This window comes from Halorarum salinum, assembly GCF_013402875.1.
Classification (GTDB): Archaea; Halobacteriota; Halobacteria; order Halobacteriales; family Haloferacaceae; genus Halorarum; species Halorarum salinum.
The window spans coordinates 930,224-948,626 of record NZ_CP058579.1; the positions used below are offsets into that span (position 1 = coordinate 930,224).

Below are 18,403 nucleotides of genomic sequence, written 5' to 3' on the forward strand. Positions count from 1 at the left end.
GTCGCAGCGACGGCCGGGAGGTGTAGCGATGGGAACTGACGATGGACGGGCCGAGCTCCCGGACTCACTCTCCGGCGGTGCTGGAGGGTTGACGTCGACCGAGCGGCTCGTCAAGCAGGTGTCCGGCATCGTCGGGGTGCTGTGGAACAACCGGATGGGACAGGCCGGCGTGGGCATCCTCTTCGTCTTCGTACTGCTCGGGGTGTTCGGCCCGTACCTCGCTCCACACGACCCGACCGTGATCAACCGCGCCAGCGACGGCTCGGCGCTTCGGCTCGCGGAGCCGTCCCTCACCCATCCACTGGGAACGACGAACCTGGGGCGCGACGTCGCATCGCAGGTGATCCTGGGCGCTCGAGTGTCGCTACTCATCGGGTTCTTCGCGGCGTTCATCGCCGTGTTCATCGGCCTGAACATCGGCCTCGTCAGCGGATACTTCGGCGGCTGGGTGGACGACGGGCTGATGCGCCTCACGGACATCGCCTACGGGCTTCCGTTCCTCCCGTTCGTCCTCGTCCTGGTGTTCCTGCTGGGGCCGAGTCTCAGGAGCATTGCCATCGTCATCAGCCTGCTCCTCTGGCGCTCGACCGCCCGCGTGATCCGATCGCAGGTTCTCAGTCACAAACAGCGCCCGTACGTCGAGTCGGCGCGGGCCATCGGCGCGAGTGACTTCCGGATCATGTACTATCACATCCTCCCGAACGTTCTCCCGCTCGCGTTCCTCTACGGTTCGTTTTCGGTGGCGTGGGCGGTGATCGGGGAGGCGAGCATCTCGTTCCTGGGGTTCGGCGACCCCACCATGACGTCGTGGGGACAGATGCTCTTCGACGCCTACAGCGCCGGCGCCATCCGGTTCGCGTGGTGGTGGGTAGCGCCACCCGGGATCTGTATCATGCTGATGGTGATGTCCGTGTTCTTCATCGGACGTGCGCTCGAGCAGGTGACTAACCCAGAACTCCGCCATTCCGAGTAGAATGAGTACACTACGAACCGACCGGACGGGAACGTCCGACCGAAACCGGGTGCAGTTGCGGGCGCGTCGACGCGCCTCGAGACACGCGACGCGATTCCAGCGGGGGAAACCGCCCGCATGACGCTGATACGACTCGACGGACTGAAGACGTACTACCGTACGGAGGAGGGGGACGTCGCTGCGGCGGACGGCGTGTCGCTGTCGGTGTCTCCCAACGAGACGTTGGGACTCGTCGGCGAAAGCGGCAGCGGAAAGACGACCGTCGCCAAGTCGATCATCCGACTCCTCCCCGACAACGGGGAGATCGTCGACGGAACGATCGAGTATCGGGACGAGAACGTCACGGAAATGTCGATGAAGGAGGTGCGACGGAACCTCCGCTGGAAGGAGATCTCGATGATCCCGCAGAACGCGATGAACGGGTTCGACCCCGTCCAAACCGTCTGCGATCAGATCGTCGAGGCGATCCGGGCGCACGAACCGGACACCTCCCGAGCCGAGGCCCGTTCGCGGGCCGAGGACCTGTTCGAGGAACTCGGACTCGACGCGGAGCGGATCGACGACTACCCCCACCAGTTCTCGGGCGGGATGGCCCAGCGGGCGATGATCGCGCTCGCGCTGGCGGTCAGCCCCTCGGTCGTCCTCGCGGACGAACCGACGACCGCACTGGACGTGGTGATCCAGGACCGAATCCTGGGGACCATCTCGGACCTCCAGGAGGAGTACGACACCGCGATGATACTGATCACCCACGACATGTCCGTCGTCTCGGAAACCTGCGACAGGATCGCGGTTATGTACGGCGGGCGCGTCGTGGAGTCGGCCGACGCGGACACGATCATCAGGAACCCCCGTCACCCGTACACCCTCGGGCTCAGAAACGCGTTTCCCGACATCACTGCGGACTCACAGGAGCTCATCTCGATCCCGGGCACGCCGCCCGAGCTCACCGACCCCGACGAGGGCTGCCGGTTCGCCCCGCGGTGTCCGTTCGCCGAGGAGCGGTGCTGGGAGGAGACACCGGAACCGGAGGAGTTCGGGGAGGGACACGTCGTCGAGTGCCACCGCGCGGACGAAGCCGACCTGCTCCGCGAGGAGGCCAGCAAACGGGAAACGTGGCAGGAACTACGCGAGCAAGCGGAACGAGCGGCGTTCGATGGGGGCAGCGATGAGTGACGGACGAGCGGTCGCCCCCGAGGACGCCAAGCTCGCCGTCGAGAACCTCTACAAGCACTTCCCCGTCAACGAGGGCATCGTCTCCCGGCTCTTCAATCGGGGCGACCGGGAGCACGTTCACGCCGTGGACGGCGTCTCCCTCTCGGTGAAGGAGGGCGAGACGTTCGGCCTGGCGGGCGAGTCGGGCTGCGGGAAGACGACGCTCGGGAAGACCGCGATCCGTCTTCACGACCCCACGGACGGACGGATCTTCTTCGACGGGGAGGACGTGAGCCAGTTCACCGACGACGAACTGTTCGACTTCCGTCGGGAGGCGCAGGTCATCCATCAGGACCCGTATCAGTCCCTGAATCCGAAGTGGACCGTCTACCGCTGGGTGAGGGAGCCGCTCGACGTCCACGGCATCGGGACGCCGGAGGAGCGAGCGAACAAGGTCTACGAGACCCTCGAGAACGCCGGGCTCCGGCCGGCACAGGCGTACGCCGAGGAGTACCCCTCGGAACTGAGCGGCGGGGAACGCCAGCGGGTCGGCATCGCCCGTGCGCTGGCGCTGGACCCATCGTTCCTCCTCGCGGACGAACCGGCGAGCATGCTCGACGTCAGCATTCGAGCGAGCATCCTCGATCTCTTCGAGGACCTCCAGGCGGAGTTCGGACTCACGGCCGTGTACATCAGCCACGACCTCTCGCTGCTGAAGCACATGTGCGACCGCATCGGCGTCATGTACGCCGGGAAGCTCGTCGAGGTCGGCCCGACCGAGCGGATCATCTCCGATCCGAAGCACCCGTACACGCGGGCGCTGGTCGGCTCCATGCCGATCATCGACCCCGACGTCGACCGCGAGCCCGTCAATCTAGAGGGTGAAGTGCCGGACCTCACGGAGACGATGGAGCGGTGTCGGTTCTACGACCGGTGTCCGGAGGCGATGCCGCGCTGCCAGGACGGGGAACCACCCATGTTCCCCGTCGACGGGGATCGACACGCACGGTGTGTTCTCTACGACGAACACGCGTCCGCTGAGACGACGGAAATCACGAAAACAGTATGATTGAACTTAGATCGGAACTGCTCGAGGAGTTGACCTGGGTGGAGATCGAATCGGCCATCGAAGAGGGGGTGAAGACGGCCCTCGTTCCGGCCGGGTCCGTCGAACAGCACGGCCCACACCTCGGCATCCTCAAGGACGCCGCCTGGGCCGAAGCGATCGGGGTGGAGTTGGCGAAGGAGCTCGGCGACGCGCTCGTCGCGCCCGTCGTTCGACCGGGTTGCTCGGACCACCACATGGGGTTCGGGGGGACGATCAGTTATCGACCGGAGACGCTGATGCGCGTCCTCGAGGACTACTGTCGAAGCCTCGATTCCCACGGGTTCGAGCACATCGTCCTGTTCTCGCTCCACGGCGGGAACTTCCCGGCGATGAACGCGATCCTCCCGTCCATCGCCGACGAGGTCGACGCACAGATCATCACGCTCCTCGACAAGGAGCTGCTGATCGACCCGCTGATGGAGAGTCTGGCTCGCATGGAGATCACCCCCGAGGCTCGTGGCCACGGCGGTGCAGCGGTGACCGCGTCGGTCTGGCACCTGCGCCCGGACCTCGTGCTCGAAGAGGAGTTCACGCCGGGGTTCACCGGCGACGTCTCGACGTCGAAACTGATGACGAACGGCCTCGACGCGGTGACCGAGCTCGGCCACATGGGGGATCCGACGTACGCGACGCGCGAACTCGGCGAGGAGGTAACGACGCGACTCGTGGGCGCCTTCTCCGACCGCGTCCGATCCGAACGGGGTGATTCCAGTGAGTGAGCTCGAGACGACGATCGACGACCGGTTCCCGGCATACCGCTCGGCCCTGTTCGAACTGCTGGCCCAGCCGAGCATCAGCGCGACGGGCGACGGGATGGAGCAGTGCGCGGAGCTGTTGCTGTCGATGCTCGACGGCTACCCGTTCGACCGGGTCGAGCGGATCGAGACGAGCAGATACTCCCTCGTGTACGCCGAACGCACCGTCGACGAGTCGGCACCGACGGTCGCGTTCTACGGACACTACGACGTCCAGCCGCCGGGGGAGCGGGACGAGTGGGAGTCCCCGGCGTTCGAGCCGACGGTCCGTGACGGGTCGATCTACGCCCGTGGCGCGGGGGACAACAAGGGCCAGTTCCTCGCGCACGCGTTCGCGCTCGACGCGTTGACCGGCGCCGACGCCGATCCGGCGGTCAACGTCAAGCTCCTGGTCGAGGGCGGCGAGGAGAGCGGGAGCCTCGGCCTGATCGAGTACCTGCGTGGCGAGCCGACCGAACTCGCGGACGCCGACCTCGTGTACGTCGCCGACGGCCCGATGCACGCCTCGAGGCGGCCGACGATCATCTACGGCAACCGGGGCATCGTCTCCTACCAGCTCGACCTCGAGACGGCGAATTCGGACCTCCACTCTGGGAACTTCGGGGGGCCGACTCCGAACGCCGCGAACGAACTGGTCGAGGTCCTCTCCTCGATGTTCGACGGGGACGAGGTGACCGTCGACGGCTTCTCCGAGGACGTCGAGATCTCGGCCGCGGACCGGGAGCTGGTCGGGACCATCCCGGTCGACGAGGACGCGCTGAAATCGGAACTCGGGATCGACGAGTTCGCCACCGACGACCCGTACTACGAACGGCTGCTGTTGCGGCCGACGATGACGGTCAGCGGGCTCTCGAGCGGCTATCAGGGAGAGGGGAAGAAGACGATCGTCCCGCACCGGGCGACCGCCAAGTTGGACTCACGGCTCGTGCCGAACCAGGACCCCGAGCGGGTACTCCAGCGCATCACCGAGCACGTCGAACGCGAGAACCCGAACGTGGAGGTGACGAAGATGGGGTCGTTCCCGCCGATGAAGACGCCGCTGGACACGCCGGCGTCGACGCCGCTCGCGGCGGCCCTCGGGACGGTGTGGGACGAGGACCCGGTCGAGATGCCGCTGTTGGGCGGGAGTCTCCCTGCAGCGTACTTCAGGAGCGAACTGGACGTGCCCGTGCTGGTCGTCCCGTACGCGAACCCCGACCAGGGGAACCACTCCCCGAACGAGCACCTCGACGTCGACTGCTTCCGGAACGGGATCGAAACGACCGCACGGTTCCTCGAACGGGTGCCGACCGAACTCTGAGACGGAAGATGGACAGAGAAATTCGACCCGGCGTCCACTGGCTGTACGAACCGGGACCGGACCGGTCCGGCATGATCGAGGGGATGGAGCCGATCCCCGACTGGTACGACGAGGAGGAGTCGGTCCACATCCCGCAGTGTGCCTATCTCCTCGACGGAGGGGACGAGACGCTCCTGATCGACACGCTGTCGCCGGCGAGCACCGACCTGATCCTGGGGGAGCTAGACGAACTGCTCGACGACGGTCTCGACTACCTCGTCGTGTCCCACCCGGACGTCCCACACGCGGGCGGCACGGGCGCGATCCGCAGGGAGTACGACCCGACGGTCGTCGCCCCGCGCTACGGCGACGACCACGAACTGTACCGCCTCGACGACGCTCGCCTCGTCGGGGAGGGGGACTCGATCGACCTGGGCGGGTACGTCGTGGACTTCCACGAGGCGACCTTCCTCGACGCCCCCGTCTCGCTCTGGATGAGCGAGCGAACCGAGGGGATGCTGTTCACGGTCGACTGGATGGGCTTTCCCCACCTGGAGAGCGAGCGGCTTCGATTCGTCGACGAACTCGACGGCGATCTCGACGGCACCCGACTGCTCCAGTTCCACGGCCGCGTCCTCTTCTGGCACCAGTACGTCGACGTCGAGAAGGTACAGCGCGAGATCGAGCGGGTGAAGCGAACGCACGACCCCGAGATGATCCTCCCGGCACACGGGCTCGTGATCCGGGAGGATTCGGGCACGTACTTCGAACTGATGAAGGACGTCGTCGCGGAGATCGAACGGCGGGACCGAATCGGGGCGCTGGGATGATGGAGGACCGACCATGACGACACGACTCGCCGACGACGTCTACTGGATCAACGAGTGCTACGCGCACGGCGACCGCCACGAACACGTCTCGGCGTATCTGATCCGGGGCGAGGCGGGCACCGTGCTGGTCGACTCCGGGTCGTTCTACCACCGCGAGGCGATCCGCGAGGCGGTCGTCGACGCCACCGACGGCGAGGGGATCGACGCGATCGTGCTCTCGCACTCGGATTACCCCCACTCCGGGAACGTCTCCGAGTTCCGCGACGAGTGGGACGACGTCGAGCTGGTCGCGTCGTCCGGCTCGCCCGAAATCCAGGGGCTCTCGGACGCACGGCGGTGTCGGATCGGCGGGTCGCTCTCGATACGGGGGCGGCAGTTCAGCTTCATCGACCCGCCGCTGGCCGACAGGTCGCACACGACGTGGATCTACGATCACGAGTCCGCCGTGTTGTTCACCGCCGACGGGTTCGGCTCCTATCACCATCCCACCGACTGTGATCGCACGTCGACGGCGTTCGAGGACGGAATCTCCACGGAGTCGATACTCGAGTTCCACCGGGAGAACCTCGTCTGGCTGCGCTACGTCGACGCCGACAAACTCGCGTCTGCCCTCGATTCGATCGTCGAATCGTACGACGTCTCCTACGTCGCGCCGATACACGGGCATCCGATCCACCGAGACGACCTCGACGGGTTCCTCGACCGGTTGATCGAGTCGGCTCGCACGATCGCGGACGAGTACAGAGTCCCTGAGCCCTACGAGCAGCCAAGTCGCTGATTCGCGGTGTGACAGGCGTTAATCTGTCATGCCGCTCCTTCACGGCCTCGTTTTCGCGCGATTCTCGCGTTCGCTCCTCCACCGTCGAGCTGAACGAGTTCCTCCTGCTCAGCTATGTCTCCCGATGGCCGTGTATCTACAACTGATCGAAGGTGAGCGAATTCTACTCTAACTATATCTATATTGTTATAAATGGGTATTTGACTGAAGTATGAAGACAGACGCCGATTCGTAAATCAACGTTCCTACACAACGCCTGAATTCACTAGATTTTCAGGGGTTTCGCCGGAGAGAACGCGAAGTACGTCTTCAGTGATCGTTCGACGTAGTTCGATCTGGGACTCTTCAGAATACCAGGCGACGTGAGGCGTAAGGATGGCGTCTTCCCGATCGAGGAGCGGCAAATCCCCCGGAGGCTCCTCCGGAAGAACGTCGAGTCCCGCACTGGCAATCTCTCCTTCATCAAGTGCGCTAGATAAGGCCTCAACGTCAACCACCTCACCTCGTGCAGTGTTAATAAGAATGGCTGTTTCCTTCATTTGACTGAAAGACGATAAGTCAAAGAGCGACTCGGTTTCCTCTGTTAGGGGAACGTGCACCGAGATGAAGTCGGAATCCGAGAGCAACGTATCGAAGTCGACTTTCCGTGCCCCTTCCTCACGTATCTCTTCAGCCGAGAGATACGGATCGTAAACGTGCACATCTACACCTAATGACTGTGCTTTCTTCGCAAGTTCTTGAGAGACGTTTCCGAACCCGGCTAGTCCGAGTATGCTCCCAGCCAATCGGTGGATCGGTTTCCCGTGAGTCCAATCCCATCCGCCGGCTTTGACCGTCTTGTTGAATTGTGGGATCTTTCGGGCGCACGCGAGTAGCAACGCCAATGCGTGCGTAGAGACCTCGTCGATACAGTACGTTGGGACGTTCAGAACTTGCACGTTCGCTGCTGTCGCCGCGGTGAGATCGACCGAGTCGACACCGATTCCGTACCGACCTACGACTTTGAGATTCGAGAGCCCCTCGAATACCTCTGCAGGGAGGTCCAGGTACTGGGTGAGTAATCCGTCAGCGTCACTCGCAGTTTCGATCACCTCTGCAGGAGACTCTGCCTGTATCGATTCCAGTTCGACGTCCGCGTTTGTTGCGAGTTCTCTCTCGATCGACAAATCCGGGAAGTTCGAATCGGTGACTACTAGCTTCGGCATTCGATGTCGATACTGACTCCGTCTAGAAAGAGGTTTCCCACCCCCGGGCCGACCCATTATGAAACTTATATTATGTGTTCCCGGGACGTGCTACACTCGATTACGTGGTCGCTGCCCACGCCAGATAAGGCCGGAACAGGAGAGTATCCACTCACCCTCACTTGAGACGTATCCCGGGCCCTCACGGACAACTGGTTCGAGACTCGCATTCTGGAACGGGCATGGACGTCAGGATGTGATCTCCGCCACTATGCTCGTCCGACGAAAGCTGTTCCCTCAAAGGTACACCAAACGGGCTCAACATCTAGCATGGTGGCACGGGTCGGCCACTCGCTCGCAATCGAGGTTAGGTTGACGATGAACGTTATCGACTAGACCTGTGTCGATTCGTGAGTGAGTGTTCGATGACCGTCTGCCACTGTCTCTGATGTGTCGTCCAAATTGGCCGCAGAACTCCTCCTGAGTGATAACGTTCAACACAATGGCTGGCAACAAGCGGGTATGCAACTCGGTCGGATCAAAGCAGGTGGAAAGGAACGGATCGGTGTCTTCGGGAACGGAACGGTGCGGGACGTCAGCGAGGCCTTCGATTCGTTCCGCGAGGCTATCGCTCGTCCCGAGGAGGCCGCAGAGACAAACGGCGAGACGTTCGATGTTGCGGAAGTGACCTATCTCCCTCCAACGACTACCCGGAACACCGTCTTCTGTGCCGGGCTCAACTATGAGGCACACGCCGAAGAGTCCGACATCGCGGTGCCAGACTGGCCGCTCATCTTCATGAAGCTCCCACAGACCCTCGTCGGGCATCGTGAGCCGATCGCATATCACACCCGCGTGACGCAGGAGATCGACTATGAGGCCGAACTAGCGGCTGTTATCGGCGACACTGCACGCAACGTTCCGGTCGATGAGGCGCTCGACTACGTCGCAGGCTACACGATACTCAATGACACGTCCGCGAGAGACCTCCAACTCGGATTGCAGATGGGTGACGATGCCCTGCTCGACTGGTTCTCGGGCAAGACGATGCAGGACACCACGCCCGTCGGACCGTACGTGGTCGTAGACGAGATCGACGATCCGCAAGACTTGGCGATCGAGTCGCGCGTCAACGGTGAAACGCTACAGGACGACTCGACGGCCATGATGATCCGGTCTGTCGCGGAACTCGTCTCGTTCATCTCGAGCCGGGTCGAACTGTCGCCCGGCGACATCGTGGCTACTGGAACACCCGAGGGCGTCGGGGCGTTCCAGGATATTAAACTCGAGCACGACGATACTGTCGACATCGAAGTCGAAGACATTGGCGTGTTATCGAACACCGTCCAGAAAGTCGAGTAGTGCCGTCAGTCAGTTCGCGTTCGGCTTGTGTCGTGAACGAAACGGGACCCGTGAAGCAACTCAGATCGTCGGCTCAACCGTGATGAGCGATAAATAGACCGTGGAAGAGAGCGGGAATCCACCATCGAGGTCACGAGTCGGTGAGTTGCCGTTGGATGAACGGATACAGCAGTGACAACGCCGAGAGGATGAGGATGGTGAACGCGATCGGACTGGTGTAGAAAATCGCGAACGACCCGTCCGAAATTTGCAGGGACCGTCGAAAGTTCGACTCGGCAATCGGGCTTAGTATCATGCCCAAGACGAGCGGGACGAGGGGGTACTCCTGCATCAGAAGAACGTATCCGACGATCCCAGCGAGAATCATCACCCAGGCATCGAAGGGATTACCGCGGAGAGCGATCGACCCGACGACACAGAGCAAGAAGATCGATGGCCAGAGCAGACGTGGCGGGAACGATATGAGCCGAACCCACACGTGTGCACCCAGGAATCCCACGACGAGAATGACCAGATAGACGAGAAAGAAGCCGATGAAGATCCCGTAGACCATACTTGCATCGGACTCGAACATTCCGGGCCCTGGTGTAATCCCATGAACGAGAAGCGCGCCGATCAGAATCGCTGAGACAGCGTCGCCTGGGATACCCAACGTGAGCGTTGGAATGAGGGCGCCCCCTGTACTGCCATTGTTCCCGGATTCCGCGGCGGCGATCCCTCGAATGTTACCGTCGCCAAATTCGGGGGTCCCATCGGAAATCCACCGTTTCGCTTCATTGTATGTGACGAATGACGCCATATCACCACCAGCGCCTGGAATCGCACCGATGAGACTGCCCACCAATCCGGAACCGAGCGACGTGGCTGAAATCGTCCGGAGATCCTCCCAGGACGGAATCGTCCCGGAGATATCCTGACTGACCGCATTCTGCTTGATGCCCTTCCGGTAGTAGTTGAGCCCCTCGGCGACACCGAACAGTCCGATCATGACCGCGATGAACGCGAATCCCGCCGTCAATGCCGTCGTCCCGAACGTAAACCGTGGTGTTCCGACGACAGGATCCAATCCAACAGTAGCGATGAGCATTCCGAGGAGGCCGGAGATGACTCCTTTAACCACCGAATCACCGCTAATACTCGCAATAATCGTCAGTCCAAACACCGCCAGCGCAAAGAACTCTGGTGACCTGAAATTCAACGCGATTTGAGCGACCTGGGGGGCGAATATCGCGAGGATTACCACGCTCGTCGCACCTCCGATTACGGACGCGACGGTCGCAATCCCGATTGCACGACCAGCCTCACCTCGCTGTGCGAGGGGATATCCGTCGAACACGGTGGCGGCAGCACTTGGTGTCCCCGGGGTGCGAATAATAATCGCAGGGATCGACCCGGCGTACAACGCTCCGCCATAGATGCCAAGCAGGAGCATCATCCCCTCGATCGGTTCCATCGCGAAGGTGAACGAGACGAGCACCGCGACGGTCATCGTCGCGGTCATCCCGGGAATCGAACCCATCAGAACACCGACTAACACGCCGGCGACAAGGAGGAGTAACGCGATGGGGGTGAACACCAGTATCGCACCCTCTATGAACGCTTCTAACACATCATTTCACCCTGGTTGGAGCTGCTGGAAGTTCAAGTAGTATCGGGATGACACGAGAGAGTGGCATAACGGGATTTTCCGGGAGTCGAACGTCGAATATTCCGGCAAACACGACGGATAGAACGAGCGGGAGGCCGACGGAGATGAGAGCGATAATCCGGTAATCCGTCTCGCCCGAGTATCGGAGCAGGACGATGAGGAACAGGGCGGAAGCGATGAGGAATCCTAGAGTCGAGAGGCTGGCGACGAACAGCAGCAACAGCGCAGAAACCGTTGCGACAGTCTTCGCTGTCGACCGCGGAACCTCGTAGCGAACCTCCGTACCGCGTCTAATCGACAGGAGTAACTGGACAACTGAGAGAATCGCGATTCCAGCCAGGATAAGCCGCGGGAAGAACGCAGGACCGGGATCTGCTTCAGGTGGGCGACCCGAGACCAGTTGGCCGCTTAACGCGAACACCCCGATCGACATGAGTATCAAGAGCAGCGATCCTAGCTTTTCGGCGTGTCGTATCGTGATCGGTTGTGACATAGGGTGCGTGACGGAACTGGGTATGTTAGCAAAGATGGCTCAGCGGACCACGAATTGATATCGAGATCACATACCTAACTCGTCAGTGAGGTCCTGGAATCGCTGGTAGTCCTGTTCCCAGAACTCCCCGAACTCCTCGGTATCGCGATAGATCGTTCCGAAGCCCTGTTCTGACATGAACGATTGGAACTGGTCGGTTTGGAACGCCTCATAAAAGACGTCGTGGAGGAACTCGATTCGATCGTCCGGCGTTTCTGCTGGCACGGCGATACCGCGCCATGCCCCTAACGTGAAGTCGTACCCCTCCTCTTGCAACGTCGGAACATCCGGGAAATTGTCGTGCCGTTCGCTTTCCATGACGGCCAATAATTCGAGCGGGCCGTCCTCAACCTGTGGAGCGACCTCCGGGACGCTTGACGTCGTTGCATCCATTTCCCCGTTGACAACCGCTGTGGTCGCAGGTCCACCTCCGTCGTAGCCTACGTAATCTAACTCGATGTCGGCCTCGAGTTCGAATCCGACACCAGCGAGATGCCAAATTCCGCCCTCGCCGTCCGTGGAAACTTGAATCTCGCCGGGGTTGTTCGCTGCGTACTCGACGAACTCCTCGAGCGTGCCGTATGGTGCGTCCTCGTGAACAGCAATCCCTGCAGGATCGGAATTGAACTGCATGACGGGCTTGAAGTCATCTGGAGTGATGTCTGCAATCCCGAGCGGCTTGAAGATGCTCAACCCGATGGTCGCAATGCCGATTGTGTAGCCGTCAGGCTCCGAGTTCTTCCACTCGGTGAACCCTGTCACGCCACCGCCACCGGTAACGTTCGTCACGTACATCGACGCATCCAGCTCTTCATCGGCGACGTCCACAATCTGGCGGCCGACCCGGTCTGTTCCCCCGCCCGCTGGGAACGCAACGATGACCTCGATATCCTCTGACGGATATTCGTCGTCACCCGTCATACAACCGGCGAGCGACAGCGTTACACCCGCGCCTGTAGCAGTCAGAAAGGATCTGCGATCAGTGACAGTAATATTTCTACTCGGCCGTTGTGGTGAGCGATCATTCCCCATAGTAACTATCGCCAAATGGTCTTCTATAAACGTTCTGGTTGAGTGATCGTCGACCCCCTTTGGGGAGTTCGATACGTTTCTGTCACGAATGTGACTGCCTCTCACGGTCATCGACCCGAGCACTCACAATGCGCTGAAACTACGATTTTTACTGAATCCGGGTCTCCTCGTGTTCCTTCCGAAGAGATCAACGAATGCAATCGCCTCCTCCGTGAGGGTTCAGGACAGGTACCACTCGTCCGAGCGAGAAATACGGTTCGAGGTCCGGTCGGGATTGTCGAGACATCCGACGAAAACTGCTTCAGCGATGCGGCTACGCTGCGCCTCGTGGCTGGAGTTCCGGGGGTGGACGAGTGAGTCGACGGCGTCGATCCGTTATACCGTCTCCTCTATGAGTGCGTTCTTATGGTTATTTGAACTACCATCTCATCATTGGGTTCTCTCAGTAATGCGGTTCCGGTACATGCGATTGCCCACTACCCGATCCGGTACTGTTCGAGTTTCCCCTCGTCGACCGAGACGCCGAGTCCAGGGCCGTCAGGGACCGCCATCGTCCCCTCGGAGACGGTGAGTGGGTTTTCGAGCAGGTAGTCCTCCCAGGCAGGGTACACCGTATCCACCGCGAGGTTGATCGCCGTCGTACTCGCTACAGCGTGCAATACGGCAGCCTTCTTGATCCCGAGGTCGAACCCGTCGTGGTGGGCCACCGAGATCCCATGTTCGGCGGCGACAGCGGCCTGTGATTTGAGTGCGAGAATACCACCCGCCGGGACGAGATCGACGACTGCGACGTCGATCGCGTCCTCGCCGAGAAGGTGCGAGAGGTTTCGCGGGAAATACGCGTCCTCGTTGATCCCGATCGGCGTCGAGAGACGGTTCCGAAGCCGCTTGTACGTTCCGAACGTATCGATGCGGACCGGTTGCTCCAAGTACTGAAGATATATCCCGGCGTCTTCCAATCGAGCACCGACGCGAACCGCATCCTCGAAGGTCCACCCCTGATTCGGGTCGAGCCGGAACTCCAGGTTCCCATCGACCTCCTCGTGCATCGCAACGACCCGCTCTACGTCCGTCTGCCAATCACGCCCAGCTTTCAGTTTGAGGACATCATACCCCTGATCGAGCGCCATTGAGGCGTACGTTCGCGAGCGTTCCGGACTGAGGATCCCGAGCGTACTCGCAACGGGAACGTGGTCGGATGCCTTCCCGCCAAGGAGTCGGTGAAGCGGTGCGTCGAGATGCTTTCCCAGGGCGTCCCACATCGCCATCTCGACACCGGCGATGTAGGAATTGAGATCGAGATACTCGTAGTGAAACCCGCTGACGAACGACTCGATCTCCCACACAGAGCGGCCAATGACCTGCGGGATTACGTCGTTTCTGAGGAGCCCCATCGTCGATTCGACCGAAGGAGAGGGTCGAATCTCCCCCCAGCCTTCGATACCAGTCTCCGTACAGAGACGAATCAGTACCCGTTCCACTCGTTCAACCGAGGAGAACTTGCCCTGATATGGCGCGATTCCGCCGTCTTCCAGCGAGTCTACGTTCATCTCGACTGGGATCACATCTACATCCGTTACTTCCATGATCGGGTTGACGTATCGACCAAGACCACTTCAATGCGTGCATCAACCCCCCACTGGGACTGAGAAAAAGGGTCGGGGAGTCGACGCGGTACCACCCGAAACCCGTTGAAGGGCCGCTGAGAGCACCCGTGAGGCTTTCAGATCCGTGGTTCGAGGGGACGATCTGCGCCACGCACCAGGTGATGCTATCCGGCGTTCTAGTTCACGTGCTCATGTCATGACTGCTCCAGGGGGTGATAACACGCGACGTCGCGGTCCGACTCACCCCTCGAGATCAGCGCGGGTTCCGACTCCTTGCACTCCTCGGTCGCGTACGCACAGCGCGGGTGGAATCGACACCCGGTGGGGATATTAGTGGGACTTGGGACCTGTCCCTCCAGTTTCCCCCACGAGCGGGTCGCGTCAGGATTTGGATTGGGAACCGACTCGAGTAGTGCCTCCGTGTACGGATGAGCAGGTTCGTGGATTACCTCGTCGGTCGGTCCGGACTCCACGATGTTACCGAGGTACATGATCATCGTCCGGTCGGCGAGATAGTTGATCGTCGAGAGGTCGTGGGAGATATACAGGATCGACAGGTCCCGCTCCGCCTGCAAGCGCTCGAACAGGTGGAGAATACCGGTTCGCACGCTCACGTCCAGCATGGACACCGGTTCGTCTGCCACCAGGAAATCCGGATCGAGGATGATCGCACGGGCGATGCACACCCGCTGTCGCTCCCCGCCGGACAGCTCACCCGGTAGTTTATCGAGATACTTCTCGGGTGGGGCGAGTCCAACTTCCTCGAGCGTTTCGATCGTCCGATCGGTTCGGGACTCCCGATCGCCGATTCCGTGTATCTTCAGGGGTTCGGAAACGATCCGAGCGACGGGGAACCGTGGGTTCATCGCTTCGTACGGATCCTGAAATATCACCTGTGCCTTCCTCCGGAACTCGTTCATCTCGGCTTTCCCGAACTCCGTCAACTCCTCCCCGTCGAAGAGAATCCGCCCGCCGGTCGGTTTCTGTAACCCGACGAGGAGTTCCCCGAGCGTCGATTTCCCACAGCCGCTCTGTCCCGCGAGCCCGACGATTTCACCACGTTCGATGGTGAAATCCACGTCGTCGACTGCTTTGAGATAGTCCGGCTCGGAGAACAGGGTCGAAAGTATCGATCCTTCTCCCTGAGACGCGAACCACTTGCGGAGGTCCTGTACTTCGAACAGGTTCCTCGACTGAACTTCCGTGCTCGACATCTTACTGCTCCCCCTCAACTGCGAGCCAAACATCGGACGATTCTCCACGCTGCCTGAACTCGGTTGCCTGATCTGTGTAGTGGCACTTTGCCCGTTGCCCATCACCCACGTCCACGGTCGGCGGTTCGACGGAGTCACACTCCTGTGTGGCAAACGGACAGCGGGCCTTGAACCGACAGCCCATCGGTGGATCCCGGAGATCCGGTGGTGACCCCGGGATACTCACCAGACGTGACTTACTGCTCCCACGCTCCAGTGATGGGAACGCGTTTTTCAGACCGATCGTGTACGGATGATTGCTGTTGTTGAACACGGACGACGTACGCCCGAACTCCATTACTCGTCCCCCATACATCACCGCGATCTTGTCTGCGACTTCGGCGACGACGCTCATGTCGTGGGTGACGAGGACGATCGCACAGTTCACCTCGTCTTGAATCTCGGACAGGAGCTTGAGAATCTCGTCTTGAATGACGACGTCGAGGCCAGTCGTTGGCTCGTCCGCGAGGATGAGGGAGGGTTCGAGTGCAAGCGCGAGCGCGATCACGGCACGCTGCCGTTGCCCACCCGAGAGTTCGTGCGGGTAGTCGTACAGCCGTTCGGAATCGAGCCCAACGTTGTTCAGGAGCTCTTCGGCCCGGTCCATCGCATCCCGTTCCGACGCCTCGGTGTGTGTCTGAATCACCTCGACGATCTGTGATCCGATGCGGTACACCGGATCGAGCGACGCCATCGCGTTCTGTGGAATATACGAGATCTCCTTCCACCGTATCCTGTCGTTCAGTTCCTCGTTGGAGAACTGGGTCAGATCATCCCCCTTGAATCGGAGCTCGCCGTCCGCGACCGATCCGTTCGAATCGAGAATATCGATGAGTGATTTGATGATCGTCGATTTTCCGCTACCGCTCTCGCCGACGATGCCGAGAGTTTCCCCCGGTTCGACGGATAGGTCGACCCCATCGACTGCCCTGATGGTCGCTCCGTCTTCCTCGTACACAACGCCCAGATTCTCTATTTCGAGTAGTGTCATTGGTATCTATTACCTGATCTGCGGGTTGGTTACGTCTTCGATGCCACGGGAGATGTAGAAGAACGAGACGACGAGCGCCGTAATGCTCAGGCCCGGGGGGAGAACCCACCACCAGGCGACGGCGATTGCGCCACTCGAGAAGGTGAGCTGTAGCATGACCCCCCAACTCATCATCTCCGTCGCCCCAAGCCCCAGGAACGATACTCCGGCCTCGAGCAAAATGGCCGATCCCATCACGAACGTCCCTTCGACTAACATTATCGGCACGAGAATGGGGGCGATGTGGAGAAACATGATGCGGAAGTCGCTCGCCCCGGCTGCCCGCGCAGCTTTCACGAACGGCTGTTCCGACAACGACATCGTCTCCGACCTGATGAGACGGGCCGCTGTACGCCACAGGACCAGTATCATCGCGATGATAACTGTCCAGACCGAACTGCCATAGAACAAGGCCACCACCAGGACGAGTGGCGTCGCGGGGATCGCATAGAGGATATCCACGACGCGCATGAGCACCAAGTCGACGATCCCCTTGTAATACCCGGCGACGAGTCCGACGGTGGTTCCGATCATGATGACGGATAATCCGGAGAGGAACCCAACCAGTAACGAGACACGGCTCCCGTAGATCCACTGGCTCATGATGTCCTGTCCGAGGTGATTCGTTCCCATGGGAAACTCGGCACTCGGTGACTGTAGCGTCGCGACCCCCCCGTCCTCCGCGTATACCGTCTCCGTTGGTTCGTACGGTGCCAGGAATGGTGCGAAGATGGCCATGAACAGGGTGATCCCAACGATAGTCGCGCCGATCACTGCCATCCGATTCTGTCGGAAGACATCGATCGCTTCGACTAACCGTGACCGATAGTGGTCGAATTGGATCTGCTGGCTCGTGGAGAGGTTGTTCAGGACGGATCCGATCATGCTTCTACCCCCGTGTCCGCGACCCGCGGATCGACATATACGGACAGGATGTCCACGAGGAAGTTAAGCACGATTATCGCCACGGAGATGATCGTGAAGGCTCCCTGGGCGACGGGGTAATCGCTGGCCCGGACAGCCGTCCACATCGCCTGCCCGACACCCGGCCAGGAGAACACCGTTTCGAGGATGATCGACCCTCCGAACGCGAAGCCGAACGCGAGCGCCATGTAGTGGACGAGCGGGAGGAGTGCGTTCCGGGCTCCATGCCGGTACATGATGCTCCGTTCAGGGATCCCCTCGGCCCGCTTTAGCTTGATGAAATCCGAGCCGATGAGATCGATCATGTTGTTCCGCATGATCAGCGTCGGTTGACTCAACCGCCAGAGCGCGAAGATCGCGATCGGAAGGATGGCGTGCCTGAGGAATTCGACCGAGAAAAAGCGGTCGAGCAACGAGATCTCCGTGTACGTCGCGGAGTGCATCCCGGCCGCAGGTAGCCAGCCGAGCCAGAACGAGAAGACCATAATGCTGAGCATTCCCGTCCAGAATATCGGCGCTGCGAACGCAACCAAGACGAGTCCCGTCCCGTACGAGTCGAGACTCTCGTTCCGGTTCCACGCGAAGTTTGCTCCGATGAACGGCCCAAATGTGAACGCCAACAGCAACGCCGGCACCGTGATCGAGAGTGTATTTAACGTTTTGTTCAATAGGAACGGAAGCACAGGACTCCCGTGCTGGAACGAGATCCCGAGGTTCCCCTGTGCTACATTCTGGAGATAGATGATGTACTGTACATGTAGCGGTTCGGTGAGGCCATGCTGTTCGAGGATCGCTTGGCGGTCTGCCTCAGAAAAGCGTGGTGAAACGAGTTGGCTGGCCGGGTCCCCTGGCATTAGCCTGAAGAGCACGAACAGAAGGGTGATTACTGCGAATAGGGATACGAGCATCAGCCCAAAACGCTGTAGGATAAATTTCGTTTTCTGGTTCATGGA

The 18,403-nt window shown here is 60.7% G+C and carries 17 protein-coding genes; 8 read left to right on the plus strand and 9 right to left on the minus strand.

What is annotated here, in order from left to right; genetic code table 11:
- The first annotated feature begins 28 nt into the window (after positions 1 to 28).
- The 7 genes from HUG12_RS04465 (at position 29) to HUG12_RS04495 (ending at position 6,878) form a co-directional block, all read left to right on the plus strand.
- Entirely contained in the window at positions 29 to 973 is a 945-nt protein-coding gene (locus tag HUG12_RS04465) for an ABC transporter permease (protein WP_179267614.1), read from the plus strand.
- 117 nt (positions 974 to 1,090) lie between these two features.
- The gene (locus tag HUG12_RS04470) at positions 1,091 to 2,149 is read left to right on the plus strand and encodes an ABC transporter ATP-binding protein (RefSeq protein WP_179267615.1); all 1,059 of its coding nucleotides are present in this window, start codon (positions 1,091 to 1,093) and stop codon (positions 2,147 to 2,149) included.
- Entirely contained in the window at positions 2,142 to 3,197 is a 1,056-nt protein-coding gene (locus HUG12_RS04475) for an ABC transporter ATP-binding protein (RefSeq protein ID WP_179267616.1), read from the plus strand. Before HUG12_RS04470 ends, HUG12_RS04475 begins: the two co-directional genes overlap by 8 nt.
- Entirely contained in the window at positions 3,194 to 3,955 is a 762-nt protein-coding gene (locus HUG12_RS04480) for a creatininase family protein (protein ID WP_218836394.1), read from the plus strand. The genes HUG12_RS04475 and HUG12_RS04480 overlap by 4 nt, the downstream gene beginning before the upstream one ends.
- Positions 3,948 to 5,291: a M20/M25/M40 family metallo-hydrolase gene (locus tag HUG12_RS04485; RefSeq protein ID WP_179267617.1), complete on the plus strand. Its 1,344-nt coding sequence runs from the start codon at positions 3,948 to 3,950 to the stop codon at positions 5,289 to 5,291. Before HUG12_RS04480 ends, HUG12_RS04485 begins: the two co-directional genes overlap by 8 nt.
- Before the next feature lie 8 nt (positions 5,292 to 5,299).
- Entirely contained in the window at positions 5,300 to 6,100 is an 801-nt protein-coding gene (locus tag HUG12_RS04490) for an MBL fold metallo-hydrolase (protein ID WP_179267618.1), read from the plus strand.
- Between the two features lie 13 nt (positions 6,101 to 6,113).
- Entirely contained in the window at positions 6,114 to 6,878 is a 765-nt protein-coding gene (locus HUG12_RS04495) for an MBL fold metallo-hydrolase (protein ID WP_179267619.1), read from the plus strand.
- Between the two features lie 245 nt (positions 6,879 to 7,123).
- Here HUG12_RS04495 and HUG12_RS04500 read toward each other — a convergent pair whose 3' ends face one another.
- Positions 7,124 to 8,083, minus strand: a complete 960-nt coding sequence (locus tag HUG12_RS04500) for a C-terminal binding protein (protein WP_179267620.1) — start codon at positions 8,081 to 8,083, stop codon at positions 7,124 to 7,126.
- Positions 8,084 to 8,584: 501 nt separating this feature from the next.
- On the opposite strand from HUG12_RS04500, the gene HUG12_RS04505 reads away from it, so the two are divergent.
- Entirely contained in the window at positions 8,585 to 9,424 is an 840-nt protein-coding gene (locus tag HUG12_RS04505) for a fumarylacetoacetate hydrolase family protein (RefSeq protein WP_179267621.1), read from the plus strand.
- Positions 9,425 to 9,554: 130 nt separating this feature from the next.
- Here the strand turns inward: HUG12_RS04505 and HUG12_RS04510 are convergent, their stop codons facing one another.
- The 8 genes from HUG12_RS04510 to HUG12_RS04545 form a co-directional block, all read right to left on the minus strand.
- The gene (locus HUG12_RS04510) at positions 9,555 to 11,033 is read right to left on the minus strand and encodes a tripartite tricarboxylate transporter permease (protein WP_179267622.1); all 1,479 of its coding nucleotides are present in this window, start codon (positions 11,031 to 11,033) and stop codon (positions 9,555 to 9,557) included.
- Between the two features lies 1 nt (position 11,034).
- Positions 11,035 to 11,565: a tripartite tricarboxylate transporter TctB family protein gene (locus HUG12_RS04515; RefSeq protein WP_179267623.1), complete on the minus strand. Its 531-nt coding sequence runs from the start codon at positions 11,563 to 11,565 to the stop codon at positions 11,035 to 11,037.
- 66 nt (positions 11,566 to 11,631) lie between these two features.
- Positions 11,632 to 12,525 carry a tripartite tricarboxylate transporter substrate binding protein gene (locus HUG12_RS04520; protein ID WP_179267624.1) on the minus strand — a complete coding sequence of 298 codons (894 nt, stop codon included), beginning with the start codon at positions 12,523 to 12,525 and terminating at the stop codon, positions 11,632 to 11,634.
- Between the two features lie 587 nt (positions 12,526 to 13,112).
- Positions 13,113 to 14,222: a mandelate racemase/muconate lactonizing enzyme family protein gene (locus HUG12_RS04525; protein WP_179267625.1), complete on the minus strand. Its 1,110-nt coding sequence runs from the start codon at positions 14,220 to 14,222 to the stop codon at positions 13,113 to 13,115.
- Positions 14,223 to 14,437: 215 nt separating this feature from the next.
- Complete coding sequence (locus HUG12_RS04530; protein WP_179267626.1) at positions 14,438 to 15,490, minus strand: ABC transporter ATP-binding protein; 1,053 nt, start codon at positions 15,488 to 15,490, stop codon at positions 14,438 to 14,440.
- Positions 15,459 to 16,487 (minus strand): ABC transporter ATP-binding protein, encoded by a 1,029-nt coding sequence (locus HUG12_RS04535; protein WP_179267627.1) that lies wholly within the window; start codon positions 16,485 to 16,487, stop codon positions 15,459 to 15,461. The genes HUG12_RS04530 and HUG12_RS04535 overlap by 32 nt, the downstream gene beginning before the upstream one ends.
- Before the next feature lie 9 nt (positions 16,488 to 16,496).
- Positions 16,497 to 17,411 (minus strand): ABC transporter permease, encoded by a 915-nt coding sequence (locus HUG12_RS04540; protein ID WP_179267628.1) that lies wholly within the window; start codon positions 17,409 to 17,411, stop codon positions 16,497 to 16,499.
- Complete coding sequence (locus HUG12_RS04545; protein ID WP_179267629.1) at positions 17,408 to 18,400, minus strand: ABC transporter permease; 993 nt, start codon at positions 18,398 to 18,400, stop codon at positions 17,408 to 17,410. The genes HUG12_RS04540 and HUG12_RS04545 overlap by 4 nt, the downstream gene beginning before the upstream one ends.
- Positions 18,401 to 18,403 lie beyond the last annotated feature (3 nt).